This is a genomic window from Ruegeria sp. CF4 (assembly GCF_056537345.1).
Genome location: NZ_JBQFRJ010000011.1, coordinates 93,745 through 110,422, shown reverse-complemented (window position 1 = coordinate 110,422; position 16,678 = coordinate 93,745). Strand labels below are relative to the sequence as shown.

14 protein-coding genes are annotated in these 16,678 nt (G+C 55.7%); 7 read left to right on the top strand and 7 right to left on the bottom strand.

The features are described from left to right. Positions 1 to 8: 8 nt before the first annotated feature. The 5 genes from ACR0NF_RS18355 to ACR0NF_RS18335 all read left to right on the top strand — a co-directional run bounded on the left by ACR0NF_RS18355 (position 9) and on the right by ACR0NF_RS18335 (position 7,135). Positions 9 to 1,124: an ABC transporter ATP-binding protein gene (locus ACR0NF_RS18355; RefSeq protein ID WP_480468894.1), complete on the top strand. Its 1,116-nt coding sequence runs from the start codon at positions 9 to 11 to the stop codon at positions 1,122 to 1,124. Beyond that, entirely contained in the window at positions 1,121 to 2,176 is a 1,056-nt protein-coding gene (locus ACR0NF_RS18350; RefSeq protein ID WP_480468895.1) for an ABC transporter substrate-binding protein, read from the top strand. Before ACR0NF_RS18355 ends, ACR0NF_RS18350 begins: the two co-directional genes overlap by 4 nt. A gap of 92 nt (positions 2,177 to 2,268) precedes the next feature. Further along, positions 2,269 to 4,356 carry an FAD-dependent oxidoreductase gene (locus ACR0NF_RS18345; RefSeq protein ID WP_480468896.1) on the top strand — a complete coding sequence of 696 codons (2,088 nt, stop codon included), beginning with the start codon at positions 2,269 to 2,271 and terminating at the stop codon, positions 4,354 to 4,356. Next, positions 4,343 to 5,542 carry an aromatic ring-hydroxylating oxygenase subunit alpha gene (locus ACR0NF_RS18340; protein ID WP_480468897.1) on the top strand — a complete coding sequence of 400 codons (1,200 nt, stop codon included), beginning with the start codon at positions 4,343 to 4,345 and terminating at the stop codon, positions 5,540 to 5,542. Before ACR0NF_RS18345 ends, ACR0NF_RS18340 begins: the two co-directional genes overlap by 14 nt. 24 nt (positions 5,543 to 5,566) lie before the next feature. Then, positions 5,567 to 7,135, top strand: coding sequence for a trimethylamine methyltransferase family protein (locus ACR0NF_RS18335; RefSeq protein ID WP_480468898.1), 1,569 nt, complete (start codon positions 5,567 to 5,569; stop codon positions 7,133 to 7,135). A 62-nt stretch (positions 7,136 to 7,197) separates the two neighbouring features. Here the strand turns inward: ACR0NF_RS18335 and ACR0NF_RS18330 are convergent, their stop codons facing one another. Further along, a complete protein-coding gene (locus tag ACR0NF_RS18330) occupies positions 7,198 to 8,592 on the bottom strand; it encodes an aminotransferase (RefSeq protein WP_480468899.1) in 1,395 nt (464 codons plus the stop codon). A 79-nt stretch (positions 8,593 to 8,671) separates the two neighbouring features. Here ACR0NF_RS18330 and ACR0NF_RS18325 point away from each other — a divergent pair, with 79 nt between their 5' ends. Then, positions 8,672 to 9,367: a TetR/AcrR family transcriptional regulator gene (locus ACR0NF_RS18325; protein ID WP_480468900.1), complete on the top strand. Its 696-nt coding sequence runs from the start codon at positions 8,672 to 8,674 to the stop codon at positions 9,365 to 9,367. A gap of 59 nt (positions 9,368 to 9,426) precedes the next feature. Here the strand turns inward: ACR0NF_RS18325 and ACR0NF_RS18320 are convergent, their stop codons facing one another. The 5 genes from ACR0NF_RS18320 to ACR0NF_RS18300 all read right to left on the bottom strand — a co-directional run bounded on the left by ACR0NF_RS18320 (position 9,427) and on the right by ACR0NF_RS18300 (position 13,985). Beyond that, positions 9,427 to 10,413, bottom strand: coding sequence for a zinc-dependent alcohol dehydrogenase family protein (locus ACR0NF_RS18320; RefSeq protein WP_480666468.1), 987 nt, complete (start codon positions 10,411 to 10,413; stop codon positions 9,427 to 9,429). 76 nt (positions 10,414 to 10,489) lie between these two features. After that, positions 10,490 to 11,335 carry an enoyl-CoA hydratase/isomerase family protein gene (locus ACR0NF_RS18315; RefSeq protein WP_480468902.1) on the bottom strand — a complete coding sequence of 282 codons (846 nt, stop codon included), beginning with the start codon at positions 11,333 to 11,335 and terminating at the stop codon, positions 10,490 to 10,492. Positions 11,336 to 11,426: 91 nt separating this feature from the next. Next, positions 11,427 to 12,215, bottom strand: a complete 789-nt coding sequence (locus ACR0NF_RS18310; protein ID WP_480778743.1) for an SDR family NAD(P)-dependent oxidoreductase — start codon at positions 12,213 to 12,215, stop codon at positions 11,427 to 11,429. A 13-nt stretch (positions 12,216 to 12,228) separates the two neighbouring features. Next, positions 12,229 to 13,194, bottom strand: a complete 966-nt coding sequence (locus ACR0NF_RS18305) for an LLM class oxidoreductase (RefSeq protein ID WP_480468904.1) — start codon at positions 13,192 to 13,194, stop codon at positions 12,229 to 12,231. A gap of 14 nt (positions 13,195 to 13,208) precedes the next feature. Then, positions 13,209 to 13,985 (bottom strand): CmcJ/NvfI family oxidoreductase, encoded by a 777-nt coding sequence (locus ACR0NF_RS18300; protein WP_480778742.1) that lies wholly within the window; start codon positions 13,983 to 13,985, stop codon positions 13,209 to 13,211. A 107-nt stretch (positions 13,986 to 14,092) separates the two neighbouring features. On the opposite strand from ACR0NF_RS18300, the gene ACR0NF_RS18295 reads away from it, so the two are divergent. Beyond that, positions 14,093 to 15,004, top strand: coding sequence for a LysR family transcriptional regulator (locus tag ACR0NF_RS18295; protein ID WP_480468906.1), 912 nt, complete (start codon positions 14,093 to 14,095; stop codon positions 15,002 to 15,004). Between the two features lie 463 nt (positions 15,005 to 15,467). Here the strand turns inward: ACR0NF_RS18295 and ACR0NF_RS18290 are convergent, their stop codons facing one another. Then, the gene (locus ACR0NF_RS18290) at positions 15,468 to 16,616 is read right to left on the bottom strand and encodes an aromatic ring-hydroxylating oxygenase subunit alpha (protein ID WP_480666474.1); all 1,149 of its coding nucleotides are present in this window, start codon (positions 16,614 to 16,616) and stop codon (positions 15,468 to 15,470) included. Positions 16,617 to 16,678: the final 62 nt, after the last annotated feature.

Below are 16,678 nucleotides of genomic sequence, written 5' to 3'. Positions count from 1 at the left end.
CGAATATGATGAGCGAACAGAACATCATCGAAATTCAGGGCGTCGAAAAACGCTTTGGCTCCTTTGTGGCTGTGTCCGATCTGAACCTCACGTTGAAAGAGGGTGAGTTCTTTTCGCTGCTTGGTCCTTCGGGCTGCGGAAAGACAACGGCTTTGCGTATCATTGCAGGTTTTCAGGATCACGAAGAGGGCGAGATTCGGATCGATGGTCGGACGATGGGAGAGGTGCCTGCTAACAAACGTCCCACCAATATGGTGTTTCAAAGTTATGCAATCTTTCCGCACCTGAATGTTGGCGACAATGTCGGGTTCGGCTTGCGCAAGACAAAGCTCTCGCGCAAGGAAATCAACGAGCGCGTCGCCGAAGCGCTTGAGATGGTCGAGCTTGGCGGCTTGCAGGACCGCAAGGCTAATGAGCTGTCTGGCGGCCAGCGCCAGCGTGTGGCGCTCGCTCGTGCGCTGGTTATGCGGCCGAAGGTGCTGCTGTTGGATGAGCCCCTTTCCGCGTTGGACAAGAACCTGCGCGAAGCCATGCAGCTGGAAATGCGCCGCCTTCAGCAAAAGCTTGGAATTACCTTCGTGATGGTCACGCATGACCAGTACGAGGCGATGACCATGTCTGATCGGATCGGTGTCATGTTCGCCGGACAGCTCAAGCAGGTCGACAAGCCGGAGGTCCTGTATTCTCAGCCATGTAATCGCGAAGTGGCGTCTTTCATCGGCGGAATGAACTTTCTGAATGCTGAGGTGACGGCTGAGAATTCGGAAGCGTTGGAAGTAGATGTTCAGGGTTTTGGCCGGATGACGATCGGGGTGAACCCCAATGTTCAGGTGCATGACAAGGAACTGCTGGTCGGCGTTCGGCCCGAGCAATTGGAGATCAGCGCGAAACAGCCGGATGGGTATGACGCTTATGTACAGGGCGAGGTGTCGGACGTCGCCTTCTATGGTGAGAGCGTCCACTATTACGTGCGTATTGACGGAATGCCCGAAAGCATCGCCGTCGCAGTACCAAACTACTTTCACACAGTCGATCACACCCGAGGCGATACCGTCTGGCTTGGCGTTCAAAGCGCCTCGGTAATCGACTTAGGCAAACGAGAATCTTTGGGAGGAGACACATGAATAAAACAGCATCACTTACGGCAGCAGTCATTGCCACCTTTACCGCCAACCAAGCGCTGGCCAATGCAGCCGATCTGACCGTCTTTGACTGGTCCGGATATGAGGATCAGGGCTTCTACGGCGATTATGTCGAAAAATACGGCGGCGCACCCAGCTATACCTATTTCGGCAGCGTGGAAGAGGCGTTTACCAAGCTTCAATCCGGGTTTGAGGCTGATCTGGCCCATCCCTGCACAGACGCGCTGAGAAAGTGGGTTGCGGCAGATATGCTCAAACCGATCGACACCAGCAAGCTGGCAAACTGGGACAAGCTGATGCCCAAGATCAAAGAGGTCGACGGCATCACGATTGACGGGCAGACCTACATGGTGCCGTTCGAGTGGGGCAACACGGGTCTGATCTATCGCACCGATATGATTTCGGCGGATGATGTATCGCTGCAATTGCTGATGGACCCTGCCTATCAGGGCAAAGTTGCCATTCCGGACGCCGCCTCCAGCGCCTTTGCCATGGCCGCGCTGGCAACCGGTGCCTCCAGCTATACCGATATGAGCGACGAGGAATTCCAGAAAGCGGCGGATTACCTGCGTGCCATACACCCCAATATTCGCTTTTATTGGTCTGATGCGGGTCAGTTGGATCAGGCAATCGCCAGCGGAGAGGTTACGCTGGGTTGGGGTTGGAACCAATCAGAGCTGAACCTGATCTGGAATGAGACGCCCGCGGTCATGATGCGCGATGTGGATAAGGGCATTGCCACGTGGGTGTGTGGCTATGTGCATTTGAAGTCCTCCAAACAATCCGACGAGCAGGTCTATGACATGCTGAACGCGCTCAGCTCTGCTGCAAGCGGCAAATACATCATCGAAAGCTGGGGGTATGCCCATTCCAACGAGGACGCGTTTGCGCAGGCGGATCCAGCGCTGATCGAAACCTATGGGTTCTCGGACGTTGACAGCTTCTTTGACGGCAGCCTGTTCTTCGACGCGGTAAACCCCGAGCTTGAAGCCAAGATGTTGAAGGAGTTCGAACGCATCAAAGCAGGCTTCTAAAAACACCTTAACGACACAGCAGGGAATGGCAGGGCAAGCGGCCCTTCCATTCCGGCAGAAATATTTCCAATTTTTCTGGAGGAAGCGCGGCGATGTCAGGCGCTGACGGATACTCTGTTCTCTTCGAACCGGTTCAGATCGGGCCGGTGACAGCCCGAAACCGTTTCTACCAAGTGCCCCACTGCAATGGCATGGGGCATTTAAGACCGCAGGCCGAAGCCGCCATGCGGGCGATGAAGGCCGAAGGTGGTTGGGCTGTTGTGTCCAATCAGGAGACGGAAATTCACCCCACGTCTGATCTGTCCCCTTATGCCGAAAACCGGCTTTGGGACGAGCGGGATATTCCGGCGCTTCGCCTTATGACCGAAGCGGTGCATGACAAGGGTTCACTGGCGGCCATTGAGTTGGCGCATAACGGCCACCATGCGCAAAACCACCTGAGCCGGGCGCCCTTACTGGCGCCTTCAGAACTCTCCTTACAAACCGCCTACCCAAAGCAGGCACGGGCGATGGACAAGTCTGACATTCGCGAGTTTCGCAAATGGCACCGCGCGGCAGCACGGCGCTCGCGCGAGGCAGGCTTTGACGTTGTGTATGTGTATGCCGGGCATCACATGACCCTGCCGCACCACTTTTTGTTGCCGCAGTTCAATGACCGGACCGATGAATACGGCGGCTCGTTAGAGAACCGGGTGCGGCTAACACGAGAACTTCTGGAAGAGACCAAAGAAGAGGTTGGGGACGATTGCGCCATCGCCATCCGTTTCGCGGTTGATGAAATGCTCGGGTCCGATGGGATGCAAGCGCGGGAAGAAGGTCGTGCTGTTGTCGAGTTGCTGGCAGAGTTGCCGGATTTGTGGGACGTAAACGTTGCGGATTGGAGCAACGACTCTGCGACAACTCGCTTTGAGCCTCGAGACGGCTTTCAAACCTCATACATCGAATTCGTCAAACAGGTGACCTCCAAGCCCGTTGTAGGTGTCGGGCGACTTTCTTCCCCGGATTTGATGGTATCGCTGGTCAGGAGGGGCATTCTTGATTTTATCGGCGCAGCACGTCCATCGATTGCCGATCCATTTCTTCCCAACAAAATCAAAGAGGGTCGCGTCGAAGAAATTCGCGAGTGTATCGGCTGTAACATCTGCGTTTCATCCGATGCGCTGGGCGTTCCTATCCGGTGTACGCAAAACCCGACGATGGGCGAAGAGTGGCGGCGAAAATGGCATCCTGAGATCATAGAGCGCCGTGGAAAAGAGGAATCCGCGCTTGTTGTTGGCGGTGGGCCAGCCGGTCTTGAATGCGCCATGCAGCTGGCGCGCCGGGGCTACGAGGTCACCCTGGCCGAAGCGAAACAAGAGCTTGGTGGCCGCGTGTTGCAGGAGTCTGGCCTGACCGGGCTATCCGCCTGGAAACGCGTGACGGATCACAGAATCTACGACCTGCAGCAACGCGGAAATGTTCAGCTGTTTACCGACAGCCGCTTGTCAGCAAGTGAGGTTGTTGAACTGGGCATTCCGAATGTCTTTTTGGCAACCGGGGCAATATGGCGGCGCGATGGTCGCGGGAAATCCGCGTTTCAGGGCGTTTCAATAGGCGCAGGCTCTCAGGTTTTCACGCCGGACGACGTCATGTCCGGGATAATGCCGGCGGACGGCTCAATTATGGTCTACGATGATGATCAAGCTTATCTCGGCGGAGTGCTGGCGGATCACCTGGCTCAGGCCGGGCGAGAGATCGTCTTTGCAACGCCGGCCTCAATGGTTTCGCCGTTTACCGAGTTGACGCTGGAACAGACCAAAGTACAGCGCAGCCTACTGGAAAAAGGCGTTCGGCTGCTGTTGTCACAAACCTTGGCCAGCGTTGCGCCCGGTCAGGTGACATTGCGGTGCGCTTATACAGGGCGAGAACAATCCATCGAATGCGGTTCTGTGGTGTTGGTGACGCAGCGCGCGCGCGAAACCACCCTCTACGATGAGCTGCGAAGCTTGGCCGACAACCAGCTGACAAAGCTGGAACTGATTGGTGATGCCGCGAGCCCCGGATTGATAGCGGACGCCGTTTATTCTGGTCACATGGCAGCCCGAAACTTCGAACGTGATCCGGACCATATCGACCGTGAGTTTTTCCGTCGGGAGGTCGTTTCCCTTGAAACGAGTGAGGTGCGCTATGCCAAAGGATGACTTGCAAGTAATGCGCGACTTGATGGGCGCACAGCGGGAAGGGTTCGCGTTGCCGCGTCATTTCTATACGTCTCAGGCAGTATACGAAAACGATATCCGAACGTTCTGGAACCGCAACTGGATCTGGGTCGGCCATGTCAGTCAGATTGCCGAAGTCGGTGACTACTTCCTGTTTGACTATGGGCCCGAGTCCATCATTGTCGTTCGGGATCGCGAGGGCGAGGTGCGTGCGCATCTGAACGTTTGCCGCCACCGGGGATCGCGGGTTTGCATTGAACAAAAGGGCAAGGCGCGCAACTTCATATGCCCCTATCATGCGTGGACTTTTGACCTGAATGGTAAGCTACGAAACGGACGGTCAATGGGGTCAGATTTTGATCCGGATCAATATGGGTTGTTTCCGGTTCAGGTGAAGATCTTCCAAGGTCTGATTTTTGTCTGCACAGCAGAAGACGCCCCGTCGCTGGATACTGCGTTGGAGAGGTTGGCCCCTCTGTCAAATCCGTTCGATTTTGAGAATCTGAAAGTCGCCCATGAAGCCTCGTATCCGGTTCCTGCGAACTGGAAACTGGCCTTGGAGAATTATTTGGAATGTTATCACTGCGCGCCATCCCATCAGGACTATTCACGCAGCCATTCGCTGAAAGACCCCGCTCAGGTTCTGGAGTTCAGTGGGGCTCTTCATGAGCGGATGGAAGAAGCCGGAATTCCCTTGGAGGAGTTGGACGTGACCGGAGAAAACGCGGTCGCGCCGGGTGCAGATGTCTATTGGCGGCGCTACCCGCTATTCCCCGGCTATTTGACTGGCAGCAAGGACGGCGCCCCACTGGCACCACCCTTGGGTGAGTTAAAAACTCATGATGGCGGAGCCACCGATCTGGGGATTGGGACGCTGAACTACTTCCTCGTCTATGCAGATCACGTGGTTGGGTATCGGTTTGTCCCGCGTGCCTTGCAGGAAACTGATATTCAGATTGTCTGGTACGTGCGCGGCGATGCTGAAGAGGGTCGCGATTATGATAAGGATGCCCTGACATGGCTGTGGCATGTCACATCGCTCGATGACGAACGGATCATCCGTCACAATCAGGAAGGCGTAAACTCCCACCGCTTCGTGCCGGGACCGCTGTCCGAGATGGAATGGAGCATTCCCGGTTTCTATCACAACTATTTCAGCATGATCTGACACGCTCAGAATTCGGAGAAAACCATGACAGAGTTAACGCAGCGCAGATCAAGACGGCGCGGGGGCGGGCGTGAAGCGCGAGCCGCCGTGCGGACCAGCAATGCCGCCTCGCAGGCAATCTGGCCGGGCATTTCAGGTGGGCGATACAAACCACTGTCGGACGCCGATATGGCGCGTATTCACGAAGCTGCGCTCAGCATTCTGGAACGCACCGGGGTAGGGGACCCCACACGAGAGGTTCTCGATCTCGTGTTGCCCAAAGGGGCAACGGTGAACGCGCATGGCAGGCTGTGTTTTCCCCGCGCCCTGATGGAAGACATTTTGGCCAAGGCCGCCAGTGAATTCTATGTGCACGCGCGCGGATCGCGGGCGGGCAAGGACGACATGCACTGCACCAAGGACAAGGTGTATTACGCAAACTCCGGAACAGCGGTGACTACATTCGATGCGGACACGCGCAGTTACCGGCCATCAACGCTCAAGGATATTTACGATTTCACTCGCCTGGTCGACCGGCTCGACAACATTCACATGACCGGTGATACGGTTCTGGCAACGGATGTGCCGCAGGACTACGAGCACGATATGAGCATGCTCTACGCCATCTTGGCGGGTAGCGAGAAGCCATCTTGCCTGACGTTCCGTACGCGCGAGCATATTCAGGACGCGATCCATCTGTTCGATCTGGCATCGGGTGGCGAGGGCAAGTTTCTTGAAAAACCCTCGGTCATTTTTGGAGGCTGCCCCATCGTTTCGCCGCTAAGGTTCGGGCGGGAAAATCTGGAAATCCTGATCGATACAGCGAAGATGGGGTTGGTTTGCGACTTGGCTGTCCCGCCGCAGGCCGGGGCGACGTCGCCTGCGCCGCTGGCGGGCACCTTGGCGCAGGCTGTAGCCGAAACTCTATCCTGCGTCGCCATCGCAAACCTGATCAACCCGGGGACCCCAGTGGTCTTTGCGGCTTGGCCCTTCATCACCGATCTGCGCACCGGCTCCTTTACAGGCGGCAGCGGTGAGCAGGCACTGATTTCAGCTGCGGCCATCCAGATGGGTAACTTCTACAACCTGCCCACCAGTGTCGGATGTGGCATGACGGATTCCAAGATCCCCGATGCGCAATACGGTCTGGAAAAGGCGCTGACATTCGCTTTGGCGGCCCACGCCGGAGCCAACCGGCTCTGCGAGTTCGGCGGGATGGTTGGCAGCCTGATGGGATGTAGCTTTGAGTCCATGGTCATCGATAACGAGGCTGCGGGCATGATCTCGCGAACGCTTCGCGGGATTGAAGTGAGCGACGACACGCTTTCGATCGATGTCATCCATGAATGCGCAATCGACCCCGGTCATTTCCTCGGCAACGCGCAGACCTTGCAATACATGGAAACCGAGTATGTCTATCCGACCCTGATGGACCGGGAACTGACTGATACCTGGGAGAAAGCCGGTCGTCAGGACATGTTCGAGCGGAGTCGGTCGATAGTGGAGGATATCCTGTCCAATCACTATCCAAACTACTTTGGCAGCAAGGTGGATGAAGAGGTTCGATCCAAGTTCCCGATCAAATTGCCGCCCGAGGCGATGCGAGCGGGCTAAGCGCTGCTGAGGGCGACGAAGGCATCGCAAATCGTAATATTGCGATGCCACTCTGTTGTAATCTAAGCTCGAAAAGCACCCTGGTGCGTCAGGTCTTCCGTCGCCAGCCGGATACCCTTTTCGAGGATGTCGAACATCCGGTTCAATTCATCTTCCGTAATGATTAGCGGTGGAGAAAACACACACATGTTGATGATCGGCCGCAGGATCAGCCCATTCTCCTGACAATGCCGATCAATCAACGCGCCCACCGACTTATCGAGATCTAGCAGATTGTGGGCATTGGCGTCGGCAACACATTCGACGCAGCCAACCAACCCCATGCCGCGGGTGTCGCCAACGAGCGGTAAGTCTCCCAAAGTGCGAAGGCGTTCTTCAAACAAGGGTGATATCGCACGGACATGCTCCAGAACGCCGTCGCGTTCCATGATTTCGATAGTCTTCAGACCCGCTGCCGCACTCACCGGATGACCTGAATAGGTGAAGCCGTTCGAGAATGTCGCGTTTTGTGCGTTCTCACCGCTCACGTCTTTGATCAGTCGGTCAGAGATGATGCAGGCCCCCATGGGTACATATCCAGACGTCATGCCCTTGGCGCAGGTGATGATGTCGGGTTGAATCCCAAAGACATCTTTGGAAGCAAACCAATATCCCAGCCGCCCGAATCCGGTCACAACCTCGTCCGATATATACAGGACATCGTATTTCCGACAGATTTCCAGACAGCGCTTATGATACCCTTGCGGAGGAACAATGACTCCACCAGAACACAGGATCGGTTCTGCGATGAAAGCCGCGACCTTGTCTGCCCCGGTCTGCAGGATCATGTTTTCCAGATCAGCGATTTTTTCATCCAGAAAGTCTGCGATCGTCTGACCGGTGCGGCGGGTATACGGGTTCACGTTCGGCAGGAAGCGCGTCAGGTGAGAGGCTTGGTCCAGCCACCCTTTGTCGCGCTCTTTCCCGGATACCGAAGCCGCCAGGTAGGTCGATCCGTGATAGGCCTTCTGCCGCGATATAACGATTTTCTTTTCTGGTTTGCCCAACAGGTTGTTGCGAAACTGTACAAAACGCAGAGCGCTATCGACAGCCGTTGAGCCGCCGGTCGTGAAAAACACATGGTTCAGATCTCCCGGTGTTCTCTTGGCGATCTCATGTGCCAATTGGGCCGGAGCAGAGTTTGCGTTGTTGAATGGCGAAAAATACGCCATCTCTTTCGCCTGCTTGGCCATTGCATCAGCGATCTCGGTGTTTCCATAGCCCAGCTGAACGCACCACATCCCGGCAGGCCCATCTATCAGGCGCTTTCCGTCCTCTGTCACGACATGAACGCCAAGCCCACTTTCGGTGAAGGTCCGTTCATTTTGACCCAGATATGACATCCCCTCCCACGGGTGGAGGAAATGTTCGTTGTCCCAATCACGTATGGACGGAAAGCCGGAGTTCGATGGGATCATGTAGCACCAGGATGTAATATATATCACAAAATGAACAAATATTCATTCAATGTCAATTCTTGAACTTCTGCTCCACTAGATGCGAGAAAACAAAGAGCGAGCGCCCCAGCGAAGGACAAACAAGATTACTCTCGAACCAGATACCCCAACCAATGCTCGCGATCTGAGTAGGTTGCAGAACCGAAAGCAGCTGATCCAGGCGGCTGCGGACTCCATCCATAAGTACGGAATTCGCGGAACGACTTCGGCGAGAATTCAGGAATTGTCAGGCTTGTCGCGGGGAATGGTGAATCTGCACTTTGGCTCCAAAGAGAAGCTGCTTCTCGCTGTGGCCGAGGATTTGTCGGCGCGCTATGTGGGGCAGTGGAAGGCAATCGCAGACGATTCAGAGCTGGACGCTGCTGAAAAGCTGATTTCCATCATTAAGGCGGATTTCGACCCCTTGGTTCTTAATGCGAGGGACGTTGCGATCTGGTTCTCGTTTCGGGCTGAAGCGCTCTCGAACCCACACGTATTTCCCTTTATCGACTCACGAGACAAAAGTTTCCGAGCGGTGGTTCTGGCGCTGTTGGAGCAAATAAAGAACGATGGTGAATACGAGGACGTAGACGCCAAACTTGCAACAGACGCGTTGATTGCTTTGCTGGAAGGGCTGTGGACCGATTACCATTTGCACTCAGATATCTTCAAATCCGAGGAGGCCTTGAGGATCTGCTTGTTTATTCTGCAATCGATGTTTCCAAAACACTTTGCCGGTTCTGATCTGCTCCTCTGAAGAGCCCTCGTCTTGGCGCACACGATCATTGAGTGCGCACCAATCTCAGTTGGATCAAATTACAGCTCTACAACAACTTTCCCGACCGCATCCCCATTCGTCAGATGTGCATGAGCGGCGCCGACATCGGCCCACCCAAACTTCCGCTCGTCAACAATGGGTTTGAGCCCGCCTGCATCCGCCAGATCCGCCAGTGTCCGCAGGATGTCGCCATGGGTTTGCCGCCCGACATCATGCATCATTGGGATCAACATGAAGACGACATGTAGGGACAGGCCTTTGAAATGCGCAGGCGTTAGATCAATCTCGACCATCGCAACCGTTGAGGCGACATGGCCATTGAGCTTGGCTGCTTCAAATGAGTTCGTCATATTTGCCCCACCGACGCTGTCAAACACCACATCGAAGCCCGCGCCACCAGTGTGCGCGGCCACGTAGTCTTCGACCTTTTGCGTTGTGAAATCCAAGGGACGCGCACCCAGTCCTCCGATCAGGGCCAACTGATCAGCACCGCGACCTGTTGCGGACACGGTTGCGCCAAGGTGGCGGGCGATTTGCACGGCGACATGGCCAACATCACCAGCGCCGCCCTGAACCAGCACGGTTTGCCCCTCGCCAACACCGGCACGTGTCAGCCCTTCGTAGGCGGTGATGCCGACGAGAGGCAGAGCCGCGGTTTCTCGCATGCTCAGCGTCTTGGGTTTGTGGGCAATCAGGCGCGCATCTGCGTTAATGTACTCCGCCAAAGCGCCCGGGAAATCCATCAATCCACCAGCGCAACCATACACCTCATCGCCTATGGCAAAACTTGTCACACCGTCGCCAATCGCAACGACCGTGCCAGAGAAATCCATACCTAGCACAGCAGGCAGCCCGGGGGACAGAGGCAGCTCTGCGCCCATGCTTCGGATCATCGTGTCGACAGTGTTGACGCTGGTCGCAGCCACTTTGACGACCACATGTCCAGATGTCGCGACCGGGTCGGGCATCTCGGCAAGCTCGAACGGCGCGTCGGGTCCGTAGGATTTCAGAACCATTGCTTTCATTGGGATGTTCCTTTTCTGATGCCACGTCAGAAGATGCGTCGAAACCGGACGCCCTGACGTGATCAAGTCGTTGGGATTAGCTGATGTCCTGCACCTGCATCACCAGATCGCTCCATTTGCGCTGGTTTTCGATGTCGTGTTCCAAACCTTGTTCATCCGCGATGGTGAAGCGTTTGACAGCCGGGGTCTTGCTGGTGGCCTGATAGAGCCAATACGCTTCGGCTTTCAGCGCTTCATCAATGGGCTTGTCGATGGATTCATAGACCATCTGCTTGCAGGCATTGATCGCCTCGGCTGGGAATTTTGCGATCCGTTCGGCCAGCGCCGTCACATAGGGGCCAATCTCATCCGGCTCCAAAGCCTTGTTGATGGTGCCCAGACGCTCTGCATCATCCGCGTCATAGTCTTGCGCGCTCAAGGTGATCTCAAGTGCTTTGCCAAGGCCGGTTTGGCGCGCCATGCGCGAGGCACCACCGCCGCAGGGCAAGATGCCCATACCGACCTCCATCTGCATGAACTTGTACTTTCCCCGCGCAGCAAAGCGCATGTCGAGCGCCAGTGCCAACTCATGCCCGCCGCCGCGTGCAAACCCTTCCAGCTTTGCGATGGTAGCTTGCGGCACCTTACTGATCCGTTCGCAAACCGATTGCAGGTCCAGAAGCTGAGCGTCCTCGCGGGATACCGCCTCGGTCGACATGTCCTTGAGCAGGTCGGTATCGTAGTGGCAAACCCAGATTTCCGGGTTGGCGGATTGAAAGATTACAACCTTGGTATCGCGGTCGCGCTCCAGCCGCATGGCCAGGCTGTTGAGGTCTGCCAGCATTTCCTGGCCTTGCACGTTCACGGAGCCAAAGTTGAATGTCACTGTGGCGATGCCGTTTTCGACGGCTACTTCAAAAGTTTGAAAATTCTCGTACTTCATCAGGCAGTCCTTTCTTGGGCCTCGACGCGGCACGCGTGAGGGAGAGGGAGAGGTAAAGATGGATGTGTTTGGCGCTAGCGCGCCGCTCGGGTCAGCTCGTCTGGTTGATTAAGCCTCTGATGGTGTTCATGACATCGGCAGCGTGACCTTTGTCGAGCGCTGCGGCATGTGGATCCGCGAAATCCCCGCTGTCATTGTCAAAATAGGTACCTGAAGCGTCGGCGAACCGCGCACCCAGAGCCGCATCAATCAGGATAGCAGCGCCAATGCTCATGTCGTTCCCGGCCACGCCAAAGCCCTCTTTCACCATCTTTGAGGCCAAAAGTGATCCGGGATTTATAGCGACCATCACCGGCGCATTGGATAGTGTTTTGACCCATTCCCGGGTCCAGATGGTGATGGCCAGCTTGCTTTGGGCATAGGCTTCCATATCCGTCAGTGGGACATTGCCCTGCAGCGCATTGATGTTGACCGGGGCCTGTGCGGCCGATGACAGGTTCACGACGCGCCCGTCGGCGGGAATGATCGGCAGTAGCAATTCGGTCAGCAGATAAGGCGCAAGCGTGTTCACGACAAAGCGGATGTCCTGCCCATTCTCAAGCACGGTTTGCGGGGCCTTCAGCACGCCCGCGTTGTTGATCAACACATCCAGTTTGTCATGTTTGGCACGCACATTTTCGGCCAGCTTTCGAACGGCGGACAGATCGCTCAGGTCAGCGGTATAGGTTTCGACATCACCTCCGACTTCGGCAGCGGCGCGCTCCAATTTAGATGCGCTGCGTCCATGCAAGAGCACTTTATGTCCGTCGGCGGCCAGTTTCTTTGCCGTGAGCAGGCCAATGCCGTCGGTTGAACCTGTAATGAGAATAGTCTTGGTCATCGGGTCTGATCCTTTAGGAAAAGTCAGGCAGTACAGCGTCCGCCAGATGTTCGAGGGTTGTGTCGACGGAGGCTTGATTGAACCTTAGGTTCAGTGCGACGTGATTGACCCCGAGCGCTTCAATCTCGCGCAGATAACTGCGCAGAAAATCAGTCCCAGACTGAAACCCAAGGTGGATCGGGCGCGGAGGTGCAGCGGGATCGGCAACGACATCGACATAGAGCGATTGCATGACTGGTTTGTCCGGTTGGCCCGCTTCCTTCACGCGCCTCCGGTAGTCCGCAATAACCTGCCCCTGGGCAGCCGCATTGCGCGGATAGGTCATCCAACCGTCTCCGTTCTGCGCCACCCAATCGGGTGTTTGCTGGCTTCCGCCGGTGATTAGCATCGGCAGGCGGGTGCCATGCGGCTTTGGCAACAGATCAATGCCGCCAGACAGCGTGCCCCGCGCGCTTTCATACTTGGGATAGGTCGATCCGACCGCGCGGATGTAGTCAATGCTGTCGCGGAAACGAGTCCCACGGTCGTCATAGCTCTGGTTCATTGCCGGGTACTCCTCGGGCCGATCACCGGAAGCAACGCCCAACAGCAATCGCCCACCCGAGAGCATATCCGCTGACGCCGCTGCCTTGGCCACATGGGCGGGGTGACGCAATGGTAGGATCACGCTCGCCGTTCCAAGCGCAATCCGGTCCGTCACCGCGGCAAGCGCGCCCAGATAGACAAATGGATCGAAAACCTGCCCGGGATCCCCGAAGCTCGGAACATTGAAGGGCACGTCGCGCAGCCAAAGTGCTGCAAACCCGAGATCCTCCGCTTTCCGCGCGGCTTCCAGATGACTACGAAGCGTCGGCTCTGCACCGACTGCATAGGCTTCGAGTGGCAACACAAGGCCAACGCTCAGCCGTCCCGGTCGAAACACCCGGTTATAGGCCACATTGATTTGGGCAAAATCAGCAGGCTGCATTTCATCCAACATGTCTCAGGCCCCCTTTAATAACGCACCAAAGTGCGGCTCTCGATGCTTTTGCGAATTGTAGTGACGTTTGGATCCTCGACCATATCGAGCGCGCTGTGCGCAATCGATGGAAGGCCTTGATTGTCATAGATGTTGAAAATCGCGACCTCATCCGGCGTCATCTTGGATTGATATATCCATTCATGCTTGGGGTTTCCCACCAGCCCCATGATTTGCCCTTCGCGGTCGGGATAGATCAGATCCAGCAGTATCCAGTCGAATGACTCAACCGATGACGGGAGGACAAAGCCAAGGGGTGCTGAATTGATCGGATGCTCCACAGGGCGCCACACATTGACAAAAGCGTAGTGACCTTGCGCCCATTCCGCGGCAGCCTTGGCACCCAACAGGTCAACAAGCCGTTGCTCGGCTCCATCCTTGCTGTAGTCACTGTGGACGTTTCGTGCGGGCTTGCGCGTTGCCTCAGGGTCGTCCACCCGAACAGTATGATCAAAGATCACAACCTCCCGCGCGCCCAGCCTGTCCAAAGGCATCGCTGTCAGTTCCGCATCATATGTCTGTTTCAAGGCGTCGCCTGCAAAGTCCCGGACCTGCGTTGAGAGCGATGTGAATTCAATGGAATCAGCTGCAAATGTGACAGATGTGGATGTCGCGCGGTTGTCTGCCAGCACAACGGATTTCGGGTCCAGCTCGGGGGAAATCAGGTTACCTGCGATCCCACCTGCATCAAGTTCAAAAGCTTGCCGATGGAGTTTGTGCACATGGTAGTTGACTGTGGCCGTACGTGTCATTTGCACCTCCTGCCTGAGCTCTGTTGCGTCTAGGAAAAGGATTTAATGCCGATCAAATTGCAGATAAACTGCTTACTTATGGATTGATAATTCGGGTTTTGAGTATAATGGGTCTTGATACAGACGCGCTACGATTGTTTGTAAGTGCTGCTGAAATGTTGAACATCAGCGCTGCGGGGCGCGCGTTGGGCATGGCCCCAGCCGTCTCCAGCGCAAAGCTCGCCAAGTTGGAGCAGAACTTGGGTTCCGAACTTTTGCACCGTACGACGCGCAAAGTGTCGCTGTCGGTCGAGGGTGCCGATTTCCTGCCTTTCGCGCGCGAGATCATCGCGCAGGAAGAGGCGGCACTGGCGGCGCTGGGCAAGCAGACGTCAGCGATCCAGGGCACATTGCGCTTCGCTGCGCCAAGCACCTTTGCGCAACTCTACATCGCACCGATCCTTCCAAAGTTCCTTCAACAGCACCCCGACCTCACGCTTGATCTACGCCTGTCGGATGTGCAGTTCGATCTGATCGAAGGGAGCTACGACCTTGCCCTCAGGAATGCGCCGCTTGTCGACACCAGTCTGAAAGGTCGAAAATTGGCCGATGACCGCCGCATTCTTTGCGCTGCTCCGCACTATCTCGATACCTACGGCATTCCCAAAACACCTGCGGATCTGGCAACCCACCACCTGATCGCTTTTCAAAATCGCCAACCGCGCCTGCTGACAGGGCCAGCAGGTGAGAAAGCCGTCTTCGACCCTGCATCGGCCAAAGGGCAATTGATTATCGACGACGGCCAAAGCCAGGTCCGTGCCACACTCGCGGGGGCCGGTATTTCCTTGAACGCTCTGTGGAGTGTACATGACAAACTGAAGTCAGGCCGATTGACACAGGTGTTGCCGAACTTTGAGGCCACAGAAGACAATGTCTTGTGGCTGATCTATCCCAAGTCCAACGTACTGTCCCCGAAAGTGCGAGTGTTCATCGACTTTCTGATCGCGGAGATTGGCGCAAAGCCACCTTGGGAAACATGACCCAAAAGGATGTCCTGCGCCTTGTAGGATATCCCAGCGCCAAGACCAGGAGTTAGGTGATAAACGGACCCGTCATGAATAGTCGCTAAAGGTTGGTCTCTCGCACATAAGTGGCATTGGGCACCGGCTTTCCAGCGCCCGATTTTGATCGGAACACAACAACCACTGAAAGCAAATAAGCGCCATAACAAACTGGCAACAACACCAAACAGGTTTCATGTGAAGCGACCCTTGGTCAAATGGTCAGCTCAACCGTCGACCAAAGGCACCATCTACTTCAATCCACCCGACAGCAGTCATTGATCTTGGTTTCAGGGAATGCCTGCGACGAGCCCAATGCAACCAATAGAATACCGGAACAGCGATTGCATTTTGAAACTTACCTTAACCGCAACCGAAGCGCCGTTGCAGGTTAGTGCATCAGTACGAAACCCAAAACCGCTAAGGCAAAGGTCTGAGGTCGTTAATTCGCAAGCATTTCTTCGATGCAGATATTAAACCTGTTTAGTGCCCCCTCGAAACGCCCGAATAGATGGCTTGGATTGCCGCGCGAGGCAAAGCCGGATTGGATTTCTTCGCCCAACTCGAAATCCTCCGTCAAGGCGATCACAGTGATCTTTTGGTTTCTATCCCAATGCGCCTGCATCTCCTCCGTATCTGGCGCGGATCTCGGAACCAACGTTGCCATGCGGACATGGGTCAAGTCATGGGCGATGGGTTCGAAATGGAACCACATAACATGATCCTGCTGCACCAGAAGCTGAGTGTTCGCCATCAGGGTAAACACCATATTGGCATCCCGCCGGATCTCCCATTTGTCTTCGGGTGTATCGCGCAGATCCGGCATCGAAATGCGAGGCAGAATTGCACGCATGTGAGGGCCGAACATCTGGTATGTCAGCAGGTTGTCAGGGAAATAGGGGCCTATTGTATTCTTGTGAGCAACCCGGAAATGATAAGCTTCCATCCCGCCTTCCATCAACAGCTTCCAATTTGCCTTGATGTCAATTTCCTGAATCGCTGCGATGCGGTGTTGATCTAAACCAATCCAGTCCAGATCGCGGCTAATACCCGCAAGCCAATTGTCCATATTGGGCATCTCTGCGGCATCGGGATTGGCGACTATCCAAATAAATCCGTGCATTTCGACACAGGGCAATCGGCGTAGGCCGCGTTCGGCGCGGGGCAGATCGGGAAATCCCTGTGCTTCTTGCGGCACGGCTCGCAACTCACCTTCGTTGGTCCAACTCCAGGCATGGTACGGGCAAGTGAAGACGCGCTTGCAGCCTTTGGCCTCTCGCTCCAACGTTGCACTGCGATGACGGCAGACATTGAGAAAGGCGCGGGCCATTCCATCTTCGTCACGTGTCAGCAGAACGGGTAAGTCAAAGAACCGTTTGGTGAGGAAAGCGCGGGGTCCTTCTAGCTCCGAGCTTTGCGCGACGATGACGGGGCGTCGCTGAAAGATCATAGCGCGCTCGCGCTCGAATCGTTCGGGGCTGGAATAGCGTGAAATCGGGGAATGCGCGATCGTGTCGTCAAGAAAAGCCGATTTCTGATCCGCGAGCCCGATGATCTCCTTTATCAGCCCGATTTCGGTTTGTCTGTCCATCGCTTGATCCTCCACTTACCAATCGGTAAGTTACTTACCACTTGGTAAGTTGTAGTGCATCT